The sequence below is a fragment of the Kitasatospora sp. NPDC088264 genome, from assembly GCF_040685715.1.
Taxonomy (GTDB): Bacteria; Actinomycetota; Actinomycetes; order Streptomycetales; family Streptomycetaceae; genus Kitasatospora.
Genome location: NZ_JBFBIR010000034.1, coordinates 13,721 through 38,495 on the forward strand (window position 1 = coordinate 13,721; position 24,775 = coordinate 38,495).

Annotated in this window: 21 protein-coding genes and 1 pseudogene; 10 read left to right on the top strand and 12 right to left on the bottom strand. The window is 68.9% G+C overall.

Annotated elements, in window-relative coordinates:
* Positions 1-35: 35 nt before the first annotated feature.
* The 5 genes from AB0O82_RS24260 (at position 36) to AB0O82_RS24280 (ending at position 5,303) form a co-directional block, all read left to right on the top strand.
* On the top strand, positions 36-1,136 hold the full coding sequence (locus tag AB0O82_RS24260) for a cytochrome P450 (protein ID WP_363586039.1): 1,101 nt from the start codon (positions 36-38) through the stop codon (positions 1,134-1,136).
* A 27-nt stretch (positions 1,137-1,163) separates the two neighbouring features.
* Positions 1,164-2,405 (top strand): cytochrome P450, encoded by a 1,242-nt coding sequence (locus AB0O82_RS24265; protein WP_363586040.1) that lies wholly within the window; start codon positions 1,164-1,166, stop codon positions 2,403-2,405.
* Positions 2,406-2,488: 83 nt separating this feature from the next.
* A complete protein-coding gene (locus tag AB0O82_RS24270) occupies positions 2,489-3,991 on the top strand; it encodes an FAD-dependent monooxygenase (RefSeq protein WP_363586041.1) in 1,503 nt (500 codons plus the stop codon).
* Positions 3,992-4,078: 87 nt separating this feature from the next.
* The gene (locus AB0O82_RS24275) at positions 4,079-4,927 is read left to right on the top strand and encodes a methyltransferase domain-containing protein (protein WP_363586042.1); all 849 of its coding nucleotides are present in this window, start codon (positions 4,079-4,081) and stop codon (positions 4,925-4,927) included.
* An 82-nt stretch (positions 4,928-5,009) separates the two neighbouring features.
* Entirely contained in the window at positions 5,010-5,303 is a 294-nt protein-coding gene (locus tag AB0O82_RS24280; protein ID WP_363586043.1) for a putative quinol monooxygenase, read from the top strand.
* Positions 5,304-5,749: 446 nt separating this feature from the next.
* Here AB0O82_RS24280 and AB0O82_RS24285 read toward each other — a convergent pair whose 3' ends face one another.
* On the bottom strand, positions 5,750-6,640 hold the full coding sequence (locus tag AB0O82_RS24285) for a DUF5655 domain-containing protein (RefSeq protein WP_363586044.1): 891 nt from the start codon (positions 6,638-6,640) through the stop codon (positions 5,750-5,752).
* A 135-nt stretch (positions 6,641-6,775) separates the two neighbouring features.
* The gene (locus AB0O82_RS24290) at positions 6,776-7,105 is read right to left on the bottom strand and encodes a hypothetical protein (protein ID WP_363586045.1); all 330 of its coding nucleotides are present in this window, start codon (positions 7,103-7,105) and stop codon (positions 6,776-6,778) included.
* Between the two features lie 246 nt (positions 7,106-7,351).
* On the opposite strand from AB0O82_RS24290, the gene AB0O82_RS24295 reads away from it, so the two are divergent.
* Positions 7,352-8,860: a HEAT repeat domain-containing protein gene (locus tag AB0O82_RS24295; RefSeq protein WP_363586046.1), complete on the top strand. Its 1,509-nt coding sequence runs from the start codon at positions 7,352-7,354 to the stop codon at positions 8,858-8,860.
* 276 nt (positions 8,861-9,136) lie between these two features.
* Here AB0O82_RS24295 and AB0O82_RS24300 read toward each other — a convergent pair whose 3' ends face one another.
* Entirely contained in the window at positions 9,137-11,392 is a 2,256-nt protein-coding gene (locus AB0O82_RS24300; RefSeq protein ID WP_363586047.1) for a trypsin-like serine protease, read from the bottom strand.
* A 3-nt stretch (positions 11,393-11,395) separates the two neighbouring features.
* The gene (locus AB0O82_RS24305; RefSeq protein WP_363586048.1) at positions 11,396-11,599 is read right to left on the bottom strand and encodes a hypothetical protein; all 204 of its coding nucleotides are present in this window, start codon (positions 11,597-11,599) and stop codon (positions 11,396-11,398) included.
* 25 nt (positions 11,600-11,624) lie between these two features.
* Here AB0O82_RS24305 and AB0O82_RS24310 point away from each other — a divergent pair, with 25 nt between their 5' ends.
* A complete protein-coding gene (locus AB0O82_RS24310) occupies positions 11,625-11,993 on the top strand; it encodes a hypothetical protein (protein ID WP_363586049.1) in 369 nt (122 codons plus the stop codon).
* 11 nt (positions 11,994-12,004) lie between these two features.
* Here the strand turns inward: AB0O82_RS24310 and AB0O82_RS24315 are convergent, their stop codons facing one another.
* The gene (locus AB0O82_RS24315) at positions 12,005-13,762 is read right to left on the bottom strand and encodes a trypsin-like serine protease (RefSeq protein WP_363586050.1); all 1,758 of its coding nucleotides are present in this window, start codon (positions 13,760-13,762) and stop codon (positions 12,005-12,007) included.
* 58 nt (positions 13,763-13,820) lie between these two features.
* Positions 13,821-14,270: a hypothetical protein gene (locus AB0O82_RS24320; RefSeq protein WP_363586051.1), complete on the bottom strand. Its 450-nt coding sequence runs from the start codon at positions 14,268-14,270 to the stop codon at positions 13,821-13,823.
* A gap of 376 nt (positions 14,271-14,646) precedes the next feature.
* Here AB0O82_RS24320 and AB0O82_RS24325 point away from each other — a divergent pair, with 376 nt between their 5' ends.
* Both AB0O82_RS24325 and AB0O82_RS24330 read left to right on the top strand, forming a co-directional pair.
* Positions 14,647-18,207, top strand: coding sequence for a chemotaxis protein (locus tag AB0O82_RS24325; RefSeq protein ID WP_363586052.1), 3,561 nt, complete (start codon positions 14,647-14,649; stop codon positions 18,205-18,207).
* 41 nt (positions 18,208-18,248) lie between these two features.
* Positions 18,249-18,632 carry a hypothetical protein gene (locus AB0O82_RS24330; protein WP_363586053.1) on the top strand — a complete coding sequence of 128 codons (384 nt, stop codon included), beginning with the start codon at positions 18,249-18,251 and terminating at the stop codon, positions 18,630-18,632.
* A gap of 186 nt (positions 18,633-18,818) precedes the next feature.
* On the opposite strand, the gene AB0O82_RS24335 is transcribed toward AB0O82_RS24330, so the two are convergent.
* Together AB0O82_RS24335 and AB0O82_RS24340 are read right to left on the bottom strand one after the other, a co-directional pair.
* Positions 18,819-18,956, bottom strand: coding sequence for a hypothetical protein (locus AB0O82_RS24335; protein ID WP_363586054.1), 138 nt, complete (start codon positions 18,954-18,956; stop codon positions 18,819-18,821).
* A 232-nt stretch (positions 18,957-19,188) separates the two neighbouring features.
* A pseudogene (locus AB0O82_RS24340) lies at positions 19,189-20,630 on the bottom strand (NF041680 family putative transposase).
* A gap of 290 nt (positions 20,631-20,920) precedes the next feature.
* On the opposite strand from AB0O82_RS24340, the gene AB0O82_RS24345 reads away from it, so the two are divergent.
* Complete coding sequence (locus AB0O82_RS24345; RefSeq protein ID WP_363586055.1) at positions 20,921-21,262, top strand: hypothetical protein; 342 nt, start codon at positions 20,921-20,923, stop codon at positions 21,260-21,262.
* A gap of 183 nt (positions 21,263-21,445) precedes the next feature.
* Here the strand turns inward: AB0O82_RS24345 and AB0O82_RS24350 are convergent, their stop codons facing one another.
* From AB0O82_RS24350 to AB0O82_RS24365, 4 genes are all read right to left on the bottom strand, one after another.
* Positions 21,446-22,264, bottom strand: coding sequence for a glycoside hydrolase family protein (locus AB0O82_RS24350; protein ID WP_363586056.1), 819 nt, complete (start codon positions 22,262-22,264; stop codon positions 21,446-21,448).
* An 83-nt stretch (positions 22,265-22,347) separates the two neighbouring features.
* Positions 22,348-23,169, bottom strand: a complete 822-nt coding sequence (locus tag AB0O82_RS24355) for a thaumatin family protein (protein WP_363586057.1) — start codon at positions 23,167-23,169, stop codon at positions 22,348-22,350.
* Positions 23,170-23,185: 16 nt separating this feature from the next.
* Positions 23,186-23,440, bottom strand: a complete 255-nt coding sequence (locus tag AB0O82_RS24360; protein ID WP_363586058.1) for a hypothetical protein — start codon at positions 23,438-23,440, stop codon at positions 23,186-23,188.
* Positions 23,441-23,763: 323 nt separating this feature from the next.
* Entirely contained in the window at positions 23,764-24,540 is a 777-nt protein-coding gene (locus AB0O82_RS24365; RefSeq protein WP_363586059.1) for a hypothetical protein, read from the bottom strand.
* Positions 24,541-24,775: the final 235 nt, after the last annotated feature.

Sequence of the window (24,775 nt, forward strand, 5' to 3'; positions counted from 1 at the left end):
CGAGGACACCGGAAGTACCGTTGAGGTTTCCCTTCGTGCTGGGCCCCCTGGGCACGCCTCCGCCCGTGATCCACTGGGCACGCCGACGGCAGCCGGTCTGCCCGGTCGAGCTTCCGGGCGGATCCTGGCTGTGGATGATCTCCCGCCGGGACGACATCCTGCGAGTCTTCACCGACCCGGACCTCGTGCGCCTGAGCGATGCCGCTGAAGCACTTCCCCCTCCGGCCGGGATCAGCGGGGCAGCGCGCTCGCGGGCCGGGCAGCCGGGCGCCGAGTATTGCGCGACGTGGGCGGTGGAATCCCACCGGGCCTCGATCGTGAAACAGACGGGTCTCGTCCTGGACGCCATGGAAACCGGGAACAACCCTGCCGATCTGCTGGAACAACTGGCAGCGCCGCTAACAGCCGCCGTGTGCCGCGATGTCTTCGGGCTGTCATTCGATCCCCAGGAATTGCGGAACCTTCTGATCCAGGAAGAGCCGACAGGAAATTCGGCTGTCAGGCACCCGGTCCTGCACTCGCTCACAGAGCACCTCCGGGATGGCCCCGTCCGCGGTAATGCCGCCGGTACGCCCTTTAAAGCCCGCGAACAGCGGGAGGCCGACACTGAACCGTCGCACACCGTGGTGACAGGCTTGCTCGTCCGGTGCGCGAGGTCACTCTTCTCGGCATTGCTGACCGGACCGTTCACTCTCCTGCTCCACCCCAAACCGCTACGGGAGTGCCTGCGCGATCCAGTGCTGTGGCGGGCGGCAGCCGGGGAACTCCGCCGCTACCACCCGGGCACGGTGCTCGGCCCCACCCATATCGCGCTCAGAGACCTGGAACTACACGGCACCCTGATCAAGGCCCGAGACGCGGTATGCGCCTCGCCCCTCGGCGCGGCCTGGGACGAGGAGCACTACCCCACCCCGGCGAAATTCGACATCCATCGTCCGGACGCCGGGTCCACAGACCTTCGCACGGATCCTGGGCCCCTGGCAGACGACGCCCTCAGCAGGCTGGTTCTCACCATCGTCTGCCCCGCCCTGTTCGAGCGCTTCCCACAACTGCGCCTGGCCGTGTATGAACACGAGATTCCCTGGAGAAATGATCTGACGTTCATCCGCCCCGCCTGTCTGCCCGTGGCCTGGTGACGGCCAACCCGATGAGAGGAGAACACCATGCATCCGACTGCCCGCATCATCAGCGTCCTGTCCGACAAGTTCGCCCGGGACCCGTACGCCTGGTATCCCCAGCTGCGGGAGAACGACCCCGTCCACTACGAACCCGGCATCGGCGCCTACTTCCTGAGCCGGCACGAAGACGTTCGCCGGGTTCTGACCGAGGACCAGATCTTCACCACCCAAGCCTTACGGGAACGGGCCGAGCCGGTCATGCGCGGTCGCGTCCTGGCACAGATGACCGGCGCCGAACACACCGCCAAACACCGGACAATGATCCGCGGATACACCGGGCCGATGCTGGAAGACCAGATCCCGCTCATCCGCCGCAACGTGGAGCAGCTCATCCGCCCCCATCTGCGGCGCGGCCGGTTCGACCTGGTGAAGGACTTCGGACAGCAGCTGGCGATCTGGGTCGCGCTGGACAGTCTTGGACTGCCCAAGGACAACTGGCGGAATGTGCACTCCTGGTTCCAGGGCGTGGCCGAATTCGTGACGAGCGTCACTCTGACCGAGGAGCGATACCGGCATTGCGTCCAGTGCGCCCGCCGGCTGGAGGACTATCTGCGGCCCTTCATCGAGGAACGGCGCGAGAACCCCGGCCAGGATGTGATCTCGCTGATGTGCCACACGGAGTACGAGAGCGGGAGGATGAGCCTGCACGAGGTCACCGCTCTGTGCCACAACGTGCTCCTCGCCGCGACCGAACCGGCGGACAAGACACTGGCCCTGCTGTTCCGGCATCTGATCACCCACCCCGATCAGATGGCCCTGGTCCGCGGCGATCCCGGACTGGTGACCAACGCCATCGCGGAGACGCTCCGCTACACACCGCCCGTGCAACTGATCCCCCGCAGGACAGCGGAGAACGTCGAGATCTCCGGCGTCGCCATACCCGCCGAGACCATGGTCTGGTGCATGCTCGCCGCCGCCAACCGCGACCCGCGTGTCTTCGAACGGCCCGACACCTTCGACCTCCAGCGCACCGACCTCGGTCCCGAACGGTCCTTCACCGCCGCCGCTACCCACTTCGGGTTCGGCGCGGGCATGCACTCGTGCGTCGGGGCCGCATTCGCGCGCAGGGAACTGGAGACGGTCGTGACGATGCTGCTGGCCCTCATGGAGAACATCGGCTTCCCCGAGGACGCCTCCTACGAAGAGACCGGCTTCTACTCCCGCGGCCCCGAATCACTCACCCTCACATTCGATCCCACCGCGGAAGGACGGCTCCTGGCTGCCTGAACCACCAGAAAGGGGAAACCGCATACAGCCGGCTGCGACCTCCTCCGCATCACGATGACGGAGGACCGGAAAGGGGACATGCCGTGGACAGTAATCGCCACCACACATCTGTTCTGATTGCCGGAGGAGGACCTGCCGGACTGGTCCTGGCGGTGGAACTGGCCCGTCGGCACGTCGACTTCCGGATCATCGACGCCGGCGCGGGTCCCTTTCCGGGATCACGGGGCAAGGGTCTCCAGCCGCGCACCCTGGAGATCTTCGACGACCTCGGAATCATCGACTCAGTACAGGCGGAGGGAGCGCCGCTGCCGCCGATGGTGGCCTGGGAGGAGGGAAGGATCGTCAGGGAGTGGGACGTCATCGCCCGTGGCGAGCCCACTGGGGCCACGCCCTATGCCGAGCCCCTGATGCTTCCTCAGTCGCGCACCCAGGAACTGCTTCGCGAGCGACTGCTGAATCTGGGCCACCGTGTCGAGTTCGGAGCGCGGCTCGACGGATTCTCCCAGGACGAGGCCGGCGTGCTGGCCCAGGTTGTCCGGACCGACGGAGGTACGCGGGAGATCGCGGCCGACTACCTGGTCGGGGCAGACGGGGGCGGCAGCACCGTACGGAAAATCCTGGGTGTGAGGTTCGACCGCGAAGACGTGGACACCCGGCCGCTGCTCGTGGCCGATGCCGATATTCCCGGACTGGACCGCGAGCACTGGCACACCTGGGGTGACGCGGTCGGCATCATGACCGCGATCTGTCCCGTCGCCAGAACGGACTACTTCCAGGTCATCGCACGGTTCGCGACGGGAACCCCCGACCCCGCTCCCGAGCGGGTCCGCGAACTGGTGGCCGCCCGCACGGGAGTGCGGGTGCGGAAGGTGCTGTGGTCATCGGTCTTCCGGGCACGAGCAGCGCTGGCGGAGCACTTCCGGGTCGGCCGGGTGTTCCTGGCCGGTGACTCCGCGCATGTTCATTCCCCGGCGGGCGGCCAGGGCATCAACGCGAGCATCCAGGACGCCTACAACCTGGGATGGAAACTGGCGCTCGCGGCAACCGGCCAGGCAGCACCCTCGCTCCTGGACTCCTACGAGGCGGAGCGCCGGCCCGCTGCGGCGGAGGTGCTTGGAGTGAGCACCCGCATCCACCAAGGGGCGGGTCGGGTCAGGGAGCTGGCCGCGCGCCGTGACCGCACCACGCACCATCTGGCACTCGGATACCGGGGTATTCCACCCAACGCGGAGATGCGCCCCGCTCTCGTCGAGGAAGCCCTCCACGCGGGGGACCGCGCTCCGGATGCCCCTTGTACCGACCGTGGCGGAGCCCCGGTACGTCTCTTCGACCTCTTCCGCGGACCCCACTTCACCCTTCTTTCCTTCGGAAGTCCGCCCATCCAGCCTGTCAGCGCCCGGGGTCCCGCGGTGATCCGCGTGGTGCGCGTCGGCCACGACGTCTCGGACCCCGCGGGGTTCGCCTCCCGCGCGTACGCACCGCACGGCCTGTTCCTCGTACGACCGGACGGATACATCTCGCTGGCCACCGAGACTCCAAGTGAGGTGACCAGTCATCTTCGCTCACTCGGCATACATGTCGGATGACCGGCGGGACCCTGATCTGGGCTGCTCGTGCTCGCGTCGGCGGCCCTGCACCGCTCGTCGGGCCCGGAGGAACCAGAGAGGCAGACCATGACCGACCCGGACCGTCCGCAACCCGCCCCCTACGTTCTGGATTCAGCCGCCCGAGCGGATCTCGAATTCGACCGCCTGCGCACGATCGAGCAGGTCTACGACCCCGGAACCGAGGAGATCCTCACCCGGGTGAACCCGGCACCCGGGTGGTCATGCCTCGAAGTCGGCGCGGGAGCGGGCAGTATCGCCCGTCTCCTGGCATCTCTCGCCGGAGAGACCGGAAGAGTGGTGGCAACCGACAGCGATCCGCGATTTCTGAGGAACATCGCACATCCCGGGGTCGAAGTGATCGAACACGACATCACCGCAGGCCCTCTGCCACCAGGTTCCTGGGATCTGATCCACGCCAGATCCGTACTGGAGCATCTGCCGGACCCCGAATCCGTCCTGGCCCGGCTGATCCCCTCGCTGGCACCACACGGGCAGCTCTTCGCCGAAGCGATCGACGTCAGTCGCGAGACACTCGCCATCGCCGCCAAACACGCCCCGGACAGAAGAGCGGCCACAGCCTTCCTGGAGTTCGCAACCGCGGTGCACCGGCTGATGACACTCGCCGGAGCACACCCCGAACTCGGCAGCACCCTCCCGGTGCTCCTCGCCGCCCAGGGTCTGGAGGGCATCACCCACCAGCGGCGACACCCCCTCGTCTCCGGTGGAAAACGCGGCTTCTACGCGCTCACGCTCGCCCGCCTCGCACCGTCGTTCCAGGACCACGGTCTGCTCGACACCGCCGATCGACGGCTCTCCTCCCTGTTCGACGACCCGTCCATGGTCTTCCCCGCACTCCCCATCGGCGCTGCCCATGGACACACCCCCGCGGTCGGACGGCGACAGCGGAGAACCTGAAGAGCCGGTCCGCCAGGAAGGGCGGAGAGCGCCCATCCGAACGGAACAACACGCAAACGGAACACCGAGAGAGGCGAAGCCGATGAGTGAAGTAACGGTTGTGGGCCGGGTCGTCGCCAGGGCGGGCAAGGAGGCAGAACTCGCACAACTGCTCCAGGCGGTCATCGAACCCACCCGGAACGAGGAGGGAAGCCTGCACTACTCCATCCAGCAGAGCATCGAAACCCCGGAGGAATTCATCGCCATCGAGCGGTGGCGACACACCGAAGACCTCCAGCGCCACTTCCGAAGCGCGCACTCCCAGCACCTCGCCGCCGCGGTGGAATCACTCCTGGCGGAACCGATCAAGATCACAACTTACCGGGAGCTGACATGAGATGAGAGTCCCCACGAGGGCGACCGCTGACCCCACGGAGACTGCACGGACAAGACCTGAGGCCAGGCCCCATGTCCAGCGCAGACTCCGAGCTGCCGTCTCCAGCACCCGGGACCAGCCTGGGAAGCCCTCCTGGGGAACACCCCGGGCTTCACCCTCGCCCCGCCGCGCTGGAAGCCACCACACCCGAGACCTACCTGGCCATCAATCCGGACGACCTGCTCCGCCGCTGAGCCGGCCAACCAGGACCACCACCCTCTCGGGCGATGACGGCGGAACATAGCCGTGGTTCCCCGGTTCGCGAAACCGGAGAACCACTGGACCATTGATTACTCCACTGCCACGCCCTGCCCACACCGTCGAGAGGCACCAGAACGACCACCCCACCCACAACTTCACACCAGACCCCAGCGGAGCCCGTCACACGCACACGGGATCGAGCCCTCCTACGCCGCGGCGCAGCTGAGGCGGAACAGATCCTGAGCCCGCTCCAAGTCCCGCTCCGTGCGAAGCTGGACTTCCAGGTCACCGGTTCCGTGGTGGCCGAGTCCTGTCACGTCCCGGGTGAAGCCGGGGACGAGATCAACCGTGTCCGGGTCGGCCTTCAGGTAGACGAGGAGCTTGGCCTGCTGGGGCGGGCAGAGGCAGGCGAAGTTCCGCAGCCGCTGATAGGCCCGGTACTGCTTGCGCTGCACGGGAACGATGTCGTCTCCGAGCCCGAGCAGCGCCTCGTCGACCGCGGCGGCCAGCTCCGTCATCGCCCCGCCCGCCGTACGCTCGCTCCGGCCCCCGGCCGCGCGCAGGCGGGAGGCCATCCGGGAAGCAGCGGCGTGTCCGGTGACGGAGGCTACCGTTTCCAGCCCGATGTGGTGATCGCCGTAGAAGCGGTAGCGTACGAGATCGATGCTGCGGCGGTGCTCGCGTACGGCGTGGACGTCATAGCGGGTGAAGTCACCGGCCACACAGATCAGCCTTGGCGCGCTCCACAAGACCCCGGCCGCAGCCTCGGCGCCGAGCCGGTCACGCACCAGTCGCTGGAACTCGTCCCGGTGGTCCATCAGCCAGGACAGATAGAACAGCCCCTGGTGGATCACCCCGGCGTCAGTCGCCCGCTTGTACTCGACGATCACCGGCGCACCGTTCTCGTCAAGACCCAGCGAGTCGATCCGCCCGCCGTGCACAGGGCCGGTGCTGTACTCGCTCGCCAGGAACCGCACCCCCAGCATCGTCTCCATGTGCGCCTCGACGAGATCCTGCACATCCGCCTCGACCTCAGCAAGACGCGGTGCGACCTCCGCCACCCCGCTTGTCGTATGGAACAGCCTCAGCCCCGACACCTTCCCGGGGCTTCACCCTGGTCGGTCCGACCCACGCGTTGAAGCTGCTTTCGGGGATGGGGGGCTTGACGGCGCGGACGGGATTTTGGCCGTCACCGGACCGGACTCCGGACCAGCCTGCCGCCGAGGGGGTGGTCACTTGGGACGGTGGCCGGTCAGTTCCTGCCAGCGGTGGTAGGCGGTGTCCAGTTCGCGTCGGGCCTGGGGGATGCGAAGGTCGTTCTTCAGCTGGGCGGTGACCTGGTGCAGGTTCTGTTCGGCCTGGCGGCGGTTGCCGGTGTCGGCGACGGCGCTGTGGATGTGGACGACGAAGGCCCGTACGTCCGCCTCGGGGGTGTCCTCCAACGCGAGGGTGAGCAGCTCGCGCTGGCCGTCGGGCGGCGTCAGGTAGATGTAGGCCTCTGTAGGGGAGTGCTGGTCGTCGATCGTGAGCCCGAGGAGCGGGTGGGTAGCGCCGGTGCGCACCCGCAGGGTGTGCTCGTACAGATCCAGGCGGTGGCGAAGCGTCGCGCTGAGGTGCGGTGAAGAACGGACGCCGATCGCTACCAGGGATGCTGGGGTCCAGCCGTCGGCGGGTGGAAGTTCTGGGGCGGGGTTCTTGATGCTGTCGTATATGGGGAGCGTCAGGTTGGCGGGCTGCGGCAGGATGGCGTGGTGAACTTCTTCCTCCGTCGTCAGCAGCCTGTCCCGCCCTCGCCGTCGTCTGCTGGTGTGGATGTTCTGGAGCGTGTGCGGCTGGCGGTTGCCGCGGCACGGGCTCGGGACGGAGGTGCGCTCGAGGAGCTGATCGCCGCGCTGCTGGCGGCTGGTGCGGCCGGGGACCATGGAGACGCGATCGAGGCTCTGCGCGTACTGACGGAGCGTCCGGCGCTGCTGCTGCGCCTGGATTCCTTCATACGACGGGAGTCGTGGTATTCAACGCGCCCTGTCCCCTCGCTCACCGAGGTCGACCCGGTCGCGCTCGCCCTGGCGGCCTCGCACGCCGATGGCCGCATCCGCGAGCGTGCGGTGCGGCGGATGCTGAACCAGCCGTATCCGGAGATGATGCCGTTTCTGGTACTGCGGACCAGCGACTGGGTCCGGCAGGTCCGGGAGCCGGCGTGCGCGGGTCTGGCCGTGCTGCTCCACGAGAACCCCCTGCTGACCACCGTGGCGAGCGTGCGTACGGCCTTGCTGGTCAACCGGCGCCAGCGTGGCTCCTTCGCCCACGGCCAACTGCGCGCGTCGCTGTCCGCCGAGTCGGGCACGGCCCTGTCCGAAACGCTTCTCATGGCCCCCGAAGCGGTAGTGCGGCGCTTCGCCCTCGACACCACCACGCGACGCCTGCGGCTTCGTGACCTCGCCGCCCTCGCCGAGAGCGATCCCGACCGACAGGTCAGGGCCCGAGCTGCCGAGGCCGCCGCCCGGCAGGCGGTGTGGACCGACCAGGTCGAGCTGCTCCATCGCCTGGCCCGCAACCGCCACGCCGAGGTCCGGACCACCGCCCTCACAGGGCTGATGCGCACCGGCTCTCCCCAGGACGTGGTGCCGTTCCTCGACGACCCGTCCGCTCTGGTCCGGGCCCTGGCGCGGGAGGCGGCCCGCCGCACCGGTGCGGATTCACTGGCGTACTACCGTGCGGCAGTACAGGCCGCCGAACCTCAGGTCGGGGCGATCGGCGGGCTCGCCGAGACCGGCACCCAGGCCGACGGCCCACTGCTCACCGCCCTGCTGGACAACCCAGCCCCTCAGGTCCGCGTCCACGCGCTGCGCGCCCTGCGGAACCTCGACGCGGTGCCCGTGCCCCAGGCCATGGTGCTGCTGCGGGACGGCTCCACCGCTGTGGTCAAGGAGGCCGCCGCCGCCCTCGCCCCCAGTGCCGCCCAGTTGCCCGCCGACCTGCTGTGGGACATGCTCACCGACCCGCAGCGGCCGGCGGTCCGACGGGCCGGCTACCGGCTGCTGAACCGGCACGACCGCCCCACCGCACTGCGCGCCGCCCTCGTCCTGAGCGGCGATCCCCACCCCCGACTCGCCGCCCAGGCCACGACCGACGCCACCACACAGATCCGCACCCTGGCCATGCGCCCCTGGCACACCCGCCCGGTCCCTTCCCTTGACACCAGCCCCGCACAAGCCGCCGAACTGCTCGCCCTGGCGGAGCAGCGCCGTACCGAGATCACCGACGGCGTGGTCCAACTGCTGCGTAACGTACTTCGCCGGGCGCCTGGCAGCCAGTAGCCGAGGGCGGGCGGGCGCACACCAGCAGGCTGACTCGCTGCGCTGTGCCATGAACCGATTGGACGCCTGTTCGTGTTCGGCGGGTCTTTCTTCCTCTCATGTCTGGCTGCTGCCGGTGGCGTGCAGGGGGAGACGGGCGCGGGCGGGACCGGATGGTCGTCAGGTCCCGCCCGCGCCATGCCTGGCCGTTGTCAGATGTGGTGCGCCCGTAGTGGGGCTGCCTGTGCGGGCGCACTGTGCTGTCGCGGCCTGGTCGGCTGGTGTGGTGGGTTGGGGTCAGCCGGTGGTGGCGAAGGTCCAGCCGGGCATGGTTTCCCAGGCGAGCCAGTTGTTGTTCTGGTAGGTGGCGCGGGACATGGTGCCGTTGGTGCCGGTGGCGAAGAGTTCGAGGGTGTTGGTGTAGGCGTTGTAGGTGGCGGAGGGAGTGCCGGAGAACTTCCAGTCGCTGACGGTGCTCCAGTCGGCCCAGGTCTTGGTCTTGTTGTCCCAGTAGTTGTGGCCGAGTTCGCCGGTGTTGCGGACGGCGAAGAGTTCGACGGAGTTGGAGGCGGGGTTGTAGACGGCGGTGGGGGTGCCGTTGAACTGCCAGCCGCCCATGGTGGTGATGTCGGACCAGCGGGCGCCGTTGAGGCTGTAGCTGTGGGCCATCGTGTTGTTGGTGGTGGTGATGAAGACCTCGGCGCTGTTGTTGGCCGGGTTCACGACGGCGGTGGGGCTGCCGGTCACGGCCTGGCCGCCGATGGTGCCCCAGTCGCTCCAGGTCCTGGCCTTGCTGTCCCAGTAGAGGTGGCCGAGTTCGTTGCGGCTGCTGGTGGCGAAGAGTTCGACGGCGTCGGTGGCGGGGTTGTAGAGGGTGGTGGGGGTGCCGTTGAACTGCCAGTTGCCCAGGCCCCGGACGTCGTCCCAGCGGGCGCCGTTGGTGCTGTAGGTGTGGGTCATGTAGCCGTTCGTGTCCAGGGTGAACACCTCGGCGGTCTGGTTCGAGGGGTTGAACACGGCGACCGGGTTGGCCTTGAGCTTGAGGGCGCTGGGAATGACGCTCCATCCGGCCCACTTCTTGGTGGCCGGGTCCCAGTAGTTGTGGCCGAGTTCGCCGGTCTTGCGGATGGCGAACAGTTCGGTGGCCTTGGTGGCGGGGTTGTAGATCGTGGCGGGGATGCCCGTGAACTGCCAGTCCCCCAGTGCCTCCCAGCCGCTGGTCCAGCCCTTGCCCTCGGAGTTGGAAGCGTGGGCGAGGACGCCGTCGGTGCCCAGGGCGAAGATCTCTGCGGTCTTGGTGTCCGGGTTGTACACGGAGTTGACGACCGCGGAGGAGTAGTCGACCTTGGTACCCCACGTGGAGACGGTCTGCTGGACCCAGCCGGCGAGGTCGTCGACCCGGCTGGAGGAGGCGCCGGTGCGGGTCTCGGTCTCGCCGAGGCAGCCGCCCTGCCAGGAACGGGAGGCCACCGCGGCGAGCTCGGCCTTGCCGTTCTTCTCCCGGATCGCGGGAGCGCCCGTGTCGCCCTTGCAGATCGCGGCGCCGCCGGTACCGGTGGTGCCGATGGCGGTCGCGGCAACGGTGTCGAGGGTGAAGGCCCCCGAGTGGAGCTTGTTCGGTATCCACTCGTCCTTGGTGCGCCCGTAGCCGGGAACGCGCAGGTTCTCGCCGGCGGTCGGTGCGGTGGTCGCGACGGGGAGCGTCGCGATGCCGGTGACGGGGGTGGCGAGGCGGGCCATGACGAGGTCGCGGTCCTGACGGGTTACGAGTTCTGCCAGGTCGACCGTCTTGTCGCCGACGGTCGCGGTGGTCTTCCACTTGGGGGCACCCGCGGGCAGGGCCTGCGGTTGGGCGGGGTCGTCGGCGAAGCAGGAGGCGGCGGTGATCACCCAGTACCGGTCGACCAGTGCGCCTGTGCAGGCGCGCACGTTGTCGCCGATCGCCAGGCGGGCGGTGTAGGCGTAGGAGCCGCCTGCGGCCGGATCGCCAGGAACGGCGCCGGCGGGGGCAAAGGTGCTGAGCGTACCGGCGGTCGCGGCTGCGACCAGCACACCGAGCTTCCGGGAACGGGACGGAGTCTTACGGGACATGGGGTTGATCCTTCGGGTGAGTGCGTGGGAGACCGCAGGGCGGCCGACCTCCTGCCGATGACCCCGTGGGGGAACCCTGCGCGGGGTCGATTCAGCCGGTGGTGGCGGCGATGCTCCGGATGGCGCTGCTGGTAACGGGGTAGAAGGTGGTCCAGCTGCCGTCGCCTTCCTGTCGGAGGTCCAGATGTTGTCGGCGCTGCCGATGGCGAACAGGCGCGTGGTGTCGCCGATCGTCGCCGCGACCTGCTGCGGGGTGATGCCGTCGACAGGGGTGGCGAGGCGGGCCATGACGAGGTCGCGGCCCGGGCGCGGCACCGGCTCGGCGATGTCGACGGTCTTGCTGGCGTCCGTGGTGAGGTCGGCGCGGCCGATGGTGGCGGTGGTGTTCCACTTCGGGGCGCCCGCGGGGAGGGCCTGCGGTTGGGCGGGGTCGTCGGCGAAGCAGGAGGCGGCGGTGATCACCCACTACCGGTCGACCAGCGCGCCGGTGCAGGCGCGGCTGTCACCGATCGCCAGGCGGGTGGTGTAGGCGTAGGAGCCGTCTGCGGCGGGATCGCCGACCACGGCGCCGGCCGGAGGAGCGGAGAAGATGGTCAGCGTGCCGACGGCCACTGTCGCTATCAATACGCCCGCCCGCCAGGCGCGGGACACGGCGGTGGCACGAGACATGAACGAGATTCCCAACACGTGAGAGGTGGATGAGGGGCCGTCGACCTCACCGCGGACCGGAGAAGACCTGGGCCTGCGCGTCACCGACGGGCAGCAGGTCACCATGACCGCGTCCTCCCACAACAGCATCTTCACCAGGACCTGGCTCGAGGACCACCCCCGCAAGCACGTCTTCATCCGGGTCGGCGCCTGTTGGCTCAACCTCCAGGAAGGCTGGTGGCGCATCTTTCGCAAGGCCACACTCGCCGACCAGTCGTTCGCCGACCCCGACGAGATCGACAAGGCCACCCGCCTCGCAACCGCCCAGCTCAACGCACGCGCCAAGCCCTGGATCTGGGGCAGAGACCCCCCACCAACCCGCCTACTCCGACGCCAATTTGTATACCTCCTTTAAGGAATCCAGCACTAGGGGAGCTTGGTCCACGGGCTCCAGCCGGTGGTTCCGGTGGTGTACCAGGCGTGGTAGACCTGCTGGTCGTCACCGACGGCGACGGTCTCGATGGTGTTCTTGTCGGCGTGGTAGAGGGTGCTGGGAGCGGTGGCGAACTTGCCGGGGGCCACGAGGGTCCATGTGCTCCAGGAGGTTGCGCCGGTCGTGTACCAGGCGTGCTGGATCTGTCGGCTGTCGTCGAGTGCGACGATCTCGATGGTGTTCTTGTCGGCCTGATACGCGGTGCTCAGCGCCGTGAAGGTGCCGGGGGCGACGAGCTGGAAGTTGCTCCAGGTCCAGGTGGCGTCGCTGTACCAGGAGTGATAGATCTTGCGGTCCTCGCCGAGTGCGGCGACCTCGATGGTCTCTTTGTCGGCGTGGTAGACGCTGCTGAGCGCGGTGTACCGGCCGGGGGCGAGGAGCTGCCACGGGGTCCAGCCGGTGGTTCCGGTGGTGTAGTAGGACTGGTAGATCTGCCCGTCGTCGCCGATGGCGTAGATCTGGTTGGTGCGGCGGTCGCCGATGTAGTTGGCGTTCACCGTGGTGAACTTGCCGGGGGCCACGAGGGTCCACGTGCTCCAGGAGGTCGCGCCGGTGGTGTACCAGGAGTGGTAGACCTGCTGGTCGTCTCCGAGGGCGATGACCTCGATGGTGTTCTTGTCGGCGTGGTAGACGGCCTGGAGCGGTCCGGTGACCTTGCCAGGCGCGAGGAGCTGCCAGTCGGCCCAGGTGCTCGAACCGGGGTTGTGCCAGGAGTGGTAGACCTGCCGGTCGGTGCCGATCGCGAAGACCTCGGTGGTGTTCTTGTCGGCGTGGTAGACGGCGGTGGGGCCGCTGACGAACTCGCGGGGGGCCAGCAACTGCCACGCACTCCAGCCCGCGCTGCCGGTCTTAAAGGACGATCCATAGATCTGCCGGTCGGTCCCGAGCCGGAAGACCTCGGACGTCTGCGCGGCCGGCTCGTAGACCGTGGTCGTACGGTTGTCCGGTGTCAGCGAGCGAGTCTGCTGGACCCAGGCGCCTAGGTCGTCGACGCGGCTGGAGGAGGCGCCGGTGCGGGTCTCGGTCTCGCCGAGGCAGCCGCCCTGCCAGGAGCGGGAGGCCACCGCGACGAGTTCGGCCTTGCCGTTCTTCTCCCGGATCGCGGGGGCGCCGGTGTCGCCCTTGCAGATCGCGGCGCCGCCGGTACCGGTGGTGGCGATGGCGGTCGCGGCGACGGTGTCGAGGGTGAAGGCCCCCGAGTGGAGCTTGTTCGGTATCCACTCGTCCTTGGTGCGGCCGTAGCCGGGAACGCGCAGGTTTTCACCGGTCGTGGGCGCGGTGGTCGCGACGGGGAGCGTCGCGACGCCGGTGACGGGGGTGGCGAGGCGGGCCATGACGAGGTCGCGGTCCTGACGGGTTACGAGTTCTGCCAGGTCGACCGTCTTGTCGCCGACGGTCGCGGTGGTCTTCCACTTGGGGGCGCCCGCGGGCAGGGCCTGCGGTTGGGCGGGGTCGTCGGCGAAGCAGGAGGCGGCGGTGATCACCCAGTACCGGTCGACCAACGCGCCGGTGCAGGCGCGCACGTTGTCGCCGATCGCCAGGCGGGCGGTGTAGGCGTAGGAGCCGCCTGCGGCCGGATCGCCAGGAACGGCGCCGGCCGGGCTGGCGGAGAGCGTGGTGAGCACGCCGGCGGTGACGGCGGTGGTGAGGAGCGTGGCCTTCCATGAGGCGCGCGCAGTGATGCCAGACAAGAGTTCAGTCCTTGGATGGTACGGAGAAGAAGGCGGTGCGCGGGCTGGCTGCGGTTGCTCAGCCGGTGACGCGCAGCTCGACGAGGGTTGCCTTCTTGCCTCCGGAGGGGATGTCGGCTTCGCCGACGGTCGTCACGTCGTCCTTGGCCACATCGATGGTCTTGGTCTTCCCGTCACTGGTGAGAGTGGCGCGCAGGTTGTGGTCGTCGTTCCAGAGGCCGAAGGTGCCGGGCACCTCCAGTGCCAGGTAGCCGGTTCCACCGGAGACGTTGAAGCAGTACTCGGTGAAGCTGTTGTTCTTGCTTGCCTGGACCTTGATGCTCCATTGGCTGCTGCACTCGGCCAGCATGATGTGCCCGTCGCCGGAGATCAGCTTGAGGCCCTTGTCCTTGAGGACCCGGCCCGCCCCCGGGTAGGAGAAGTCCTCCACCGCTGGCGGGGGAGTGGTGCTCGGGGCCGGGGAAGTGGTTCCAGCGGCCGTGGCGAGGGCGGTGGCTCCGAGAGCCACCGCGGCAGTGCTGAAGCCGGCGACCAGTGCAGCGCGTGTACGAGATATCACGGTTCCCTCTCTGATTGGTGCACGGAGGATCAGACGCCGTGCGTAAAGAGATATTAAATCATGTGTATAGAATCTGTCGCCATGAGAAAACACCCCATCAAGCCCTGTTGACGCCCCGGGATGAGGGGAGGTGCCGCCTGAAAATGATCATGGCATGAGGGTGTTTTTGATTGGATGGCACCTGCTTGATTAATCATGCAAAGCCGGATGGCGTCCCGTGGCGCCTTCGTGTTCGGCCTGCGCCGCCGCCTGCCTTCTCCCGGCATGCTCGGCGTGGTGACCTGATCGGGTGGGGGAGTTTCAATTCCTGAGAGAGAGTCAGTTTATGAAGAATGAAGGCCGCTCTAAAAGTGTGAGGGAGATCTGGCCGCGTGGAATGCGTTCTGCGTGTGCGCGGCTGGTGCCGCTGACGTTGGCAGCGGGGATCATGGGGACGAGTCCCGCAGCGGCGGCGACGCAGGACGGCGGGGAGGCCGAGAGCGCCGCTACGGTGACCGACCGGGGGCGTGCGGTCGAGTTCTGGAAGGAGGGGGGAACCTCCGTGAAGGCAGCGGCGGAGGCCGCCCTCACCGGAAGTGACGCGGATGTCAGGCGCTTCCTGGACAGCGGGAGGGAGTCGGCCGGAGCGCTGGACGACCGGCTTGAGGTGATGCGGATCCTCTCCATAGGCGGTGGCAACGTCCGGGAGACGGCGAAGAAGGCATTGGGAGGCTCCCCGCAGGAGCTGCGCAGCTTCGTGAAGGACGGTTGGGAGAAGCCGCTGGAGCTGGACCAGCGGATCAGGGCGGGCCAGATCGTCAGCACCGGCGGTCCAGCGGTCCGTGACGCGGGCAAGACCGCCCTCGCCGGGTCGATCGACGACGTGCGTGAGTTCCTGCGTGCCGGCCAGTATGCATCACGGGAGCTGGACGAGCGGGTTCGGGCCATGCAGATCCTCAGTACGGCGGGTCCGGCGACCAGGCAGGCGGCCAAGCTTGCCGTCAGCGGCTCTCCCGATGACATCCGTGAGTTCCTTGAGGTGGGCCAGCATGTGGCTCGCGCCAGAGATCAGGAACGTTCGACGGTCGAGCAGTTGGCACAACAGGCGAAAGAAGCGGGAGACCAGGCCAAGCGGGAGAATGACGCAGCCAAGGAGGCCTCCGACCGCGCGGTGGACGCTTCTCAGCTGGCCAAGGAGGTGGCGCAGACGGCCGCGCAGGAAACAGAGGCGGCCCGTACGGACGCCGGGCGTGCGGCAGATGCGGCTGGGCTCGCGGCGGAGGCCGCCGGCGGTGCCACGCGGGCCGCGCAGCAAGCTATAGGTGCCGCCCGCGCGGCGAGTGCTTCGGCCCGGGTCGCGGCGAACGCTGCTTCGCAGGCGGCGGCGGCGGCGGCCTCTGGAGCGGCGCAGGCTGCAACACGGGCCCGTGGCGCTGCGGCGGGCGCGGCCAGGGACGCCTCCAACGCCTCCGCCGCGCGTAAGGCGGCGGAAGACGCCCGCAATGCCGCTGCAGGGGCAGACGAGGCTGCGAAGGCGGCTGAATCGGCTGGAGCGGCTGCCGAGCAAGCCGGGCGCGCGGCGCAGGCCGCGGCCAGTGCTGGTGCCAACGCCAACGCCGCGGCCGATTCCGCCTCTCGGGCCGGCAGCCTTGCGCAGTCCGCCGGGGCGAGTTCGGCGAAGGCCAACGCGGCAGCGGAGCAGGCCAGGCGCCAAGCCGGTGAGGCGACCCGCGCGGCTAACGCGGCATCCGCTCTCGCAGGCGAGTCGGCGCGCGCCGCGAACGAGGCCCGTGCGCAGGCTGTATCCGCCGCAGAACACGCCAGGAAGGCCGCCGATGCGGCAGAGAGCGCCGCGAAGAACGCGGGCGACGCCTCGACGGCGGCGGCCCAGTCCAAGGTGCACGCCGCCGCCGCGAAGGAGGCAGCCGACACCGCCAGCGCCGCAGTGGACAAGGCGGGGGCAACTCGGGATCTGGCGCGCAGGACGGAGGAGGAGGAACGCAAGACCCGTGCGACGATGGCGATAGAACAGGCCAGGGAGTTCAAGAGCGCGGAGGACGAGAGCAGGGCCGAGCAGGAGCGTGTAACGCGGGAGGCGAAGGACGAAGAGGCCCAGGTGGCCAAACTGGCCGCAGACGCCTCAGCCCCCGGTGCAGATCCGCAGCAGACCGTGTTGACGGGGCGCAAGGTGGCCCTGTCCGCGTTGAAGACACAGGGGCCGTGGAGCCAGACGGCCGCCGAGGCCGCCCTGGGCGGCTCCGACCAGGCGGTGCGCGAGTACGTGGTGAACGGACGTCAGAAGGCCGTTGAGCAGGACCAGTACGCCCGAGTCGACTACGTCGCATCCGACGGTCTTTCCGACGCGGTCCGCGAGGCCGCGCAGAAGGCCCTCAGCGGTGACGTCAACACCATCTCGGACTTCCTGCGCACAGGGCAGTACCAGGCGGCACTGGGCGAGTACACGCTCAGGACGCTCCAGGTGAAGAGCGTGGGTGGCCCGGCTGTGCAGGAGGCCTCCAAGGCGGCGTTGCAGGACGGTTCCCCCGACAAGCTCCGCGAGTTCCTGAGCACAGGCCAGTACAGCGCACGCGAGCTCGACGAGCGCGTGCGAGCCGCCCAGCTGACCAGCAGTGGGGGGCCCGAGGTGAAGCAGGGGGCCAAGGCCGCTCTTGAGGGGCCGGCCGTACTGCTGCACGAGTTCATCGGCTCTGGCCAGTACATGGCGGAACGTAAGGACAAGCTTGCCGCGACTCACGCGGCCCAGGTGGACCGCTTGATCGCAGGGGCGGCCGGCATCGCGGCCACCGCGCAGCAGGACGCCGCCACCGCTCTCGAAGCCGCAGCCCGGGCCGACGACGCCTCGGCGAAGGCCGACCTGTACGCCGCTCAGGCCAAGGCCTCCGCGCAGAAGGCGGGCGAGTACACGAAGCAGGCCCAGGGGGCGGCCAAGAGCGCCGAAGACTCTGCGGGCCAGGCTGCTCGCGCCGCTAAGACCGCTGCTACGGCGGTGACTGCCGCTCGACGGGATGCCGACAAGGCGTCCTACTCCGCGTCGCAGGCTCGGGTCTCGACCGCGTACGCCAAGGCCTCGGCGTCCTCCGCCTATGCTGCGGCGGGCAGGGCGCGGGGCTCGGCCGAGGCCGCAGGTAAGGACTCGGCAGCTGCGGCTGTGGCTCAGAGGGAGGCTTTCGCCATCCACATCGCCAAGCAGCGCGCCGAGGACCTCCTGCGTCTCGCGGAGGACGAGAAGCGCAGGGGTCAGGAGGCGCAGGTCGACGAGGAGACCCGGATGCAGTTCCAGTGGATGCGGGAGGTGCTGGCACGGGCGCAGGTGGAGTCGGCGGGAAAGGGTTCCAAGCCGGGCGCGCTTAAGCTGGGCTTCCAGTGGCTTTTCGGGGCGGGCGACAAGACGGTCAACTACACGGCTGGAGACGAGTTCACCGAGCAGCTCCGTAAGGACCACTCCATGGATGTCGTCCGCCAGGAAATCCTTAAATCGATCAAGGAAGGAAACCAGAGCGGTAAGGGCGGCTACTCGGTTCTGGGCAAGGAGGGCGTCGGCCGACTCCTGAGCGATGCGGCCTCATTGCAGACGTTTGGGCTCACCGCCTGGATCGACAAGACCATGGCCGACGGGAAGTACGGCAGCTCGACGTCCATTTTCGTGGGATCATATAATTATGATTTCAAGATCCTTTCCAGGGATGATCAAGGAGGAAGGGTGGAGGTGGAGATCCACGTGAAGAACGACACGACGTTCAACTCGCTCGTACACCCGCCGTTCCTACGTGATGCGTGGGACTCGTGGGTCGGTGGGCCGATCAACTCGTTTGCGGACTGGGTTGGCGGTCCCATGTCGACGAAGACGCAGAACGCGACCTGGTCCGAGACGCTGAGTGCTCGATGAAAAGAAAATCAATCGCCCTGATTTCTGTGCCGTGCGCCATCGTGGCCCTGGTCGTCTGGATCCTCACGACCGCCGCCCCATCCGGCGGTTCGGCGAAGGAGAGCGATCTCGTCGGCACCTGGCACGGCCGCCAGGGGGCGGAACTGACGTTGCGTGCGGATGGCACGCTGGCAACGGCGAACTTCCCCACCTCCTTCGCGTCCGACGACGAGACCCCCGTCGAATTCTTCACCGGGAACGGGACGTGGACGCTGGAGAAGAAGGACGGCGGAGAGGACCAGGACATCAAGCTCAGTCTGGGTGAGACGGCTGGTTCCAAGCAGGGTGCCTGGCTGCGTGTCGCGGGTAAGGACGCCGGAGGCGGGATGTACGTCCCGATCTCCGTCGATCGCCCCAAGAAGTTCGTCTTCAGCAAGCCCTCGTAGGGTTGGTCCTCAAACGACCCGGCGAGCCGACGATAGTGTCGGCGAAAGTGACTGATCGACTGCGGTAGGTGACGTCGGTCTCCGAGACTGGTTTCGGAGACCGACGTTTGCTGTTGCGGGAGCGCGCGGTTCACCGCGTGTGGCTCTCTTGAGAATTCCTGTGCTCGGCTGTGGCGGGGTGGCAGCTCAGGTGGTCGTCGCCGTGCGCGGTTCGATGGAGACCTCGTATCCGAGGGCAGCGAGTTGGGAGACCAGGCGCCGGGTCTGGCGGATCTTGCCGAGGGGGTTGGTGAAGTGGTCGGGGCCGAGGTCACGGTAGGGCATGTCGGCGAGGACGTGTCAGGTGGCGATGAGGATCGAGTGGCCGACGGCGACGAGGACCCCGTTCTTGCCTCGGTGGGCGACCAGATGTCGATACCAGGCGGCGAGGTAGGTGCCTGTGCCTCGGACGGCTGTGGCGACGGCGATGCCGAGCGCGCCCTTCAGCCAGGCGTCGCCGTGCCGAGGGACGGGGCACGTGGGCAGGGGGCCGGTGGGCCCTGAGCTTGTTCTTTATCTACCAAGATCGTCCGGGTTTGCCGATGGCCTTGAGGGTCTCCGGGCGTTTGACGGTCTTGCCAACGTCGTAGCGGGGTGCGCGGTGTTTGTTCTTGGCGCCTGGTGACCGTCCGGGACGCGTGCCTCTGGGTTTGGGAATACGGGTCGGGCAGATGAGGTGGGGGCGGATGTTCCTGAATCCCCGGCGGACCCGGGCCGGGGTGAGCCGTTCGGAGGCGGCCGGCTTCTCCCAGGGTCGGCGCAGGTCCGCGGCGAGGGGGCGGGCGAGGCGGAGCTGGGTGTGAGTGACGATCAGGATCCAGGTCCAGCGGTCCGCGGCCTCGGGAGTACGGAGTTTCGGGGTGGTCCAGCCGAGGGTCTGCTTCGCGAAGCGGAAGGTGTGCTCCAGGTCAAAGCGGCGGAGAAATGCCTGCCAGAAGCGGTCCACGTCATCCGGTGTGGCGCCGGTCTCGGAGGACCACAGCCACACCGGCGGGGCCTCTCGTTCCTTCGACAGGTGTTCGACCTTTACCCGGATCAACGCTCCCTCTACCAGAGGTAGTTCACCGTCGTGGTCGAGCCAGGAGGAGCGGTGGGTGAGCCGGGGGCGGACCCGGTCCCACACCTGGGTCTCGGCCTTGCCGTAGTTGATGGTGTCGGTGACTGTGGTGATCGCGGGCTCGGGCCAGGTCTCCGGTTTGGCGAAGCGGAATTCCGGGCCGTGCTTGGGCGGTCGGCCGTTGACGCCGTGCATCCTCGGTGGTTTCGGCAGGCGCATCACGCGGTCGGAGCGGACCCGGCCCACCGACTCGACCGGCAGATCACGCAGGACCCAGGCCAGGCGGGTGACGTCGTAGCGGGCGTCGCTGACGATCACGATGTGCGGGTCTCCGGCCTGCCACTGGCCCGCGGTGATGAGTCGCTCCACGACACCCCGCAACTGGGCGGCGGTGACCGCGGTCGCGTCGTCCGCCAGACCGAGCCGAACCGCGTCCAGAATCGCGGTCCAGGACGTGGCCCCCGGCTCCAGCGCGGCCACGAAGGAGTAGGGCCAGCCCGGAATGAACTGCGAAGCCGTCTTCGCCCGGCCGTAGACGTGGCAGAACAGCCGCTCCGCCGAGCACGGCGCGTCCGAACGAAGCCACGGCGACACATCGACCGCCAGGACCAGGCGCCCGCCGTCGAAGCGCGGCAGCGACAGCCTGGCCAGCACCGTCCGCAGCCGGACGACGTCGATCCGGCCTTGGTTCAGGCCGCCGTACATCGCTCCGTGCCCACGCCGGTGCTCGGGCAGCAGTGTCAGGTCCACCGGGACTTCACCGCACCGTCCGCACACAGCACCGCGTCGGCGAGTTCGAACAACTCGTCACGCCGGGCGGTCAGACACTCGTAGAACGCTCCCCGGAAACGTGACGCTTCCGCGAACGCTTCCCGCCGCACAGCATCAGGCAGCAGACTCACCCTCGCGGCCTTCGTCGTGGTCACGTGCACCTTGGTCGGAGCACAGGATCAGACGAAGGCCGCCTTCATGTCCGGCGAATCCCCAAGCGAGCGACCCCGTTCGAGACGCCGTTCGAGGGTGGAAGAAAAAGAACAAGCTCATTGTCCGCCGAGATCTCCGAGCAGGCCCCGGGCGGTGCCTGGGGCCCCTGGCGCGACTGCCGCAACGGCGGCTGCGCCGGGGGCTGACCGCCGGCGCAGCCGCGTGACGGAGTCGGGGAACGAGGCCCGGGGGCTGGACGCCGCCACCGTTGCCGCCGTCCGGCCGCCTGGCCACCGCCTCCGACCTGTCGGGGCACCGCTGGAAGGACACCGGGGAGTACGCCCAGCCGCGCTGCCTCGGTGTGGTCGACGACTGCGCGGGCCGTCAGGTCGGGCGGGCCCGAGGCCGGGCGATCGGCATGCTGGAGGACCGCACCGGTCCGTTTGCCGGCGGCCAGCCGGCCTGGGCACCGGATCCGTCCTGGCCGCTGCGGTCGCTGCGGTCGCTGCGGCCGCTGCGGCCGCTGCCGCCGCTGCCGCCCGGCGCCGACGGGGCGGTCCTGGCGGTGCCCCGTACCGGCCGTGACGAGCAGCGCGCTCGCGGGCGGTGACCACCTGAGGAATCCCTTGGACCGGCGCGGGGGCGGCCGACGAGCCGAGCCGATCGGCCACGAGCCGTCGCCCGGCGGGTGGACACGTCGGTCCACCCGCCGGGCTCGCCGACCCCCGGTTCTGCGCCGGTCCGGGCGTCGTGGTCGATCGGTCCCGTGCGTGGACGGGGGCGGGGTGTGTGCTCAGCCGGCCGCGCGGTAGGCCGTACCCACCCGGTTGGGGGTCGCCCGGTTGTAGAGACCGGTGCCGCCACGGTCCGCGGAGAGGGTGAACCACGCGTAGCGCTCGGCGAAGGGAAGTCCCTGGAGCATGGCGGTCGACTTCGTCACGAACGCGGCCTGCTGTTCCGGTGTCGGATACTTCGGGGTGCCGCTGGAGAAGTCGATCAGGGCGTACTCGGTGAGCCAGATCGGCTTCTTGTAGCGGTTGTACACGGCCTGGAGGTAGTTGCGCAGTTGACCGGTCGCGGCGTCGGCGCGGAAGTCCGAGCCGTACCAGTGCAGGGGGATGAAGTCGACCTTGTCGTGACGGGCGGCGGCGCCCTTCATGAACTGGTCGAGCCAGCCGCCCGCGACGTCGCCGCCGCCCGCCACCGCGGGTGCCCCCAGACGCATCCCGGTCGACTGGAGCCGGGGCCACAGGTCGAGGGCCCTGGCCACGCTCATGTTGGCCTGCGCCGACAGGTCGGGTTCGTTGAAGCCGAGCAGGGTCGTGCCCTCCTGCCTGGCCGTTCGCAGTTGTGCGTCGGTCACCGAGCCCGCACCCCAGATCATGGGGACGAACTCGACGCCGGCCGGCGGCTTGATCTGCTGGCGGTCCGAGGCCCAGGTGTAGAACCAGCCGGCCCTGGAGTCGGCCAGCGCCTTGGTGACGTCGGTGAAGTTCCAGGCGCTCACGCCCTTCTTCTTCGCCGGGGCGGCGGTCGCGTCGGCCGCACTGCCGACGGTGAGGCAGGTGAGCACCGCGAGCAGGGCGGTGAACAGGCGCATTCGACGTGGCAAGGCGTTCCTCTCTTCGGTCACGCGGTCGTGACGGGGGCCGCGGCGGTCCTGGAGTCCGGGGGCCGGGGTCCGGGGCGGGTGGCTCACGCGGTGGGGCCGAAGGTGACGGTGAAGCCGCTGCAGCGGCTGCACTGCTGCATCACCTTGTTGCCCGGCACCTGGTCCTGCTTGGACCACGTGTAGGCCTTGGGACACTTCGCGCTGAGCGCGCGGCTGTAGCTGCTGGGGGTGTCCCGGCTGGGGTTGGTGCACAGCATCGGCTTGCCGTCCGGCCCGCGCGTCAGGTCGGCGGGCGGGCAGTAGGGCAGCAGGTTCGCCGCGCAGCCCCGCGTGTCGCAGCCCCCGCTGGCCGGGATCGTGGCGTTCACCGGAGTGATCGTGATCGGCAGCGAGAACGCGTTCACGTAGCTCACGTCGTACCAGGGGGCGGCGCCGTCCTTGGCGTCGAAGTTGAACTCCGCGAGGCTGGCGGGTTGTTCGCCCGTCGTGCAGTGGTCGGCGGCCGGGCCGCAGTCGGCCACCCGGCAGTGGAAGGTGCTGCCAAGGGCCCCGCCGCATCCCTGGCGTGCGAAGAACTTCCCACGCCAGTGGAACGGGGCGGCCGTCTCGGGGATCGTCACCGTCGCCGACTGGCCGGGAGCCAGGACCGGCAGCCGGGTGAACTGCTTCGACCCGTCGGCGTTGACGCCGCTTCCGATCCACAGCTTCTGCGACGAGTGGTTCACGAACGTCACCGTGTGGTTGACCGCGGCGGCCGCAACCGGCGCGGTGCGGGTCGGCGCCGCCGCACCCGTGACGGTCGCACCCGTGACGGTCGCGCCCATCGCCGCGCCCGCGTTCGGCAGTACCACGGTCAGTGCGGCGGCGGCCGCCGCGACGAACAGCCTGGTCAGGAATCCGCGCATGACTTCTCCGTTCCGCTCAGCAGGTCAGGTTGGTGCCGGGGTAGGCGCTCATCGCGCCGACCAGTGCGTCGTAGGTGTAGAACCGGTCCCTGTTCGGGAACATCCGGTCGAACTGGGCCTTGCCCATGACGAAGCCGGCCCGGTCCGCCGCCGTCGCGTGTGCCGGTCCGGCCGTCGACAGGCCGGTGGCGTGGGCGGAGGCGGGCAGGGCGATCGCCGATACGGCCGCCGCCGCGGCGGCGATCCTCAAGGCCGTGCGTCGAAGGGACACGCGGGGCCTTCCTCCCGTTGCGGAATGCGGGACATCGGGTCCGCCGGTCTCCTGGTGCCACCGGCGGGTGTGGTCGGGCCGTTCGGGCCGGCCTGGCCGGCGCCGCGGTGGTGTGTCAGGAGCAGGTCTTGTCCGGGTGGTCATGGGTGATGGCGCAGATCATCGCCTTTGCCCGGCCGTTGTTCGGATACCTGAGCTGAAGCTCGTCCTCGAAGTCCTTCCACTGGCGTGCGATGTCCTTGACGGCGAGGTCGTAGGCGTGGTCGAAGTTGTGGGCGACGACCGAGCGCGGACTGTCCTTCGTGTCCTTGTTCAGGACCCCGTCATGAGTGACGCGACCCGTGCAGTTGGAAACCGTCCCGCTGTGGTCGCGGTCCGGATAGCAGCCCGTCGCCAGGTCGTGAGGGATGTGGCCAGTGGCGTCCTTGACCCAGTCCGCCCTGCTCATGGAGCTGTAACGACCGATGGAGAAGAACACAGGCAGGTCGGTGCGCCCCAGGCCGGGGGGGGTTCTTGACGCCGATGGCTCCCGGGCCGGCCTGGTCGACCCAGTTGCTGTGGGCGTAGAAGTCCTCGATCTGATGCCAGCCGCGGCCCAGGTCCTCCAGCACCTCGCACTTCGCCCGTCCCGGTCGGTCGTTCCACGAGCAAGCCGGGGAGATGGAGGTCTGGGTGGCGATGACGCGCCCGTTCGCGTCGACCAGCCGGTCCGCGGCGGCGACGGCCCTCCTGACGTGGTCGATGGAGCCCTCGACGCAGTCGATGATCTCGGCGTTGGCCTGCTCGCGGGTGCGGGGGTAGCGGCTGTCGTACCTGGGGTCGAGGTAGTCGGCGTTGTCGCAGTGGAGCTTGCCGATGCCGAAGTACTCGCCGTGGTCGTTGGCGACGATCGCGCCCGAGTTCCCGTCCGCCATCGCCGTCAGCGAGTTCTGGTGCCAGCCCCCCGGCCCCAGGGCGGCCCGGGTGATCTTCTCGTGGTTCCCCCCGCTGAAGGCGTGCGCCGGTGTCGCGGCACCGAGGACGACGGCACACGCCATCGCGGCGCACGCGGCGCCGGAAGCGCGCAGGCGCTGCCGACGGGAAACGGAGAGGGGATTCATGAGGTCTCCAGTCGCACGATGGACGTCTTCGGCAGGTGTGCGTCCGGGCATGGAGTCCCGTCCGTACTGCGCAGGCCATGGCGGACCCATGGCGGCGCTTGGTGACGAAGCGTCACCGAGCCTGCACCCGTACGTTAGTCGCCGTGCCCGCAGCCCGACAGACCGCCAGTGCCCCACGGGCCTGCGGCCGCGCATCGCGGTGTCCCCGTGCCACGAGGCCCAGGCGCCCGGTCCC

Bases quoted from the DNA above. Each gene is read 5' to 3' on its own strand.
- AB0O82_RS24355 (WP_363586057.1), bottom strand. From the start codon at position 23,169: ATGCGCGGATTCCTGACCAGGCTGTTCGTCGCGGCGGCCGCCGCCGCA.
- AB0O82_RS24365 (WP_363586059.1), bottom strand. From the start codon at position 24,540: ATGAATCCCCTCTCCGTTTCCCGTCGGCAGCGCCTGCGCGCTTCCGGC.
- AB0O82_RS24335 (WP_363586054.1), bottom strand. From the start codon at position 18,956: ATGCCCTACCGTGACCTCGGCCCCGACCACTTCACCAACCCCCTCGGC.
- AB0O82_RS24275 (WP_363586042.1), top strand. From the start codon at position 4,079: ATGACCGACCCGGACCGTCCGCAACCCGCCCCCTACGTTCTGGATTCA.
- AB0O82_RS24325 (WP_363586052.1), top strand. From the start codon at position 14,647: ATGAAGAATGAAGGCCGCTCTAAAAGTGTGAGGGAGATCTGGCCGCGT.
- AB0O82_RS24265 (WP_363586040.1), top strand. From the start codon at position 1,164: ATGCATCCGACTGCCCGCATCATCAGCGTCCTGTCCGACAAGTTCGCC.
- AB0O82_RS24280 (WP_363586043.1), top strand. From the start codon at position 5,010: ATGAGTGAAGTAACGGTTGTGGGCCGGGTCGTCGCCAGGGCGGGCAAG.
- AB0O82_RS24305 (WP_363586048.1), bottom strand. From the start codon at position 11,599: ATGTCTCGTGCCACCGCCGTGTCCCGCGCCTGGCGGGCGGGCGTATTG.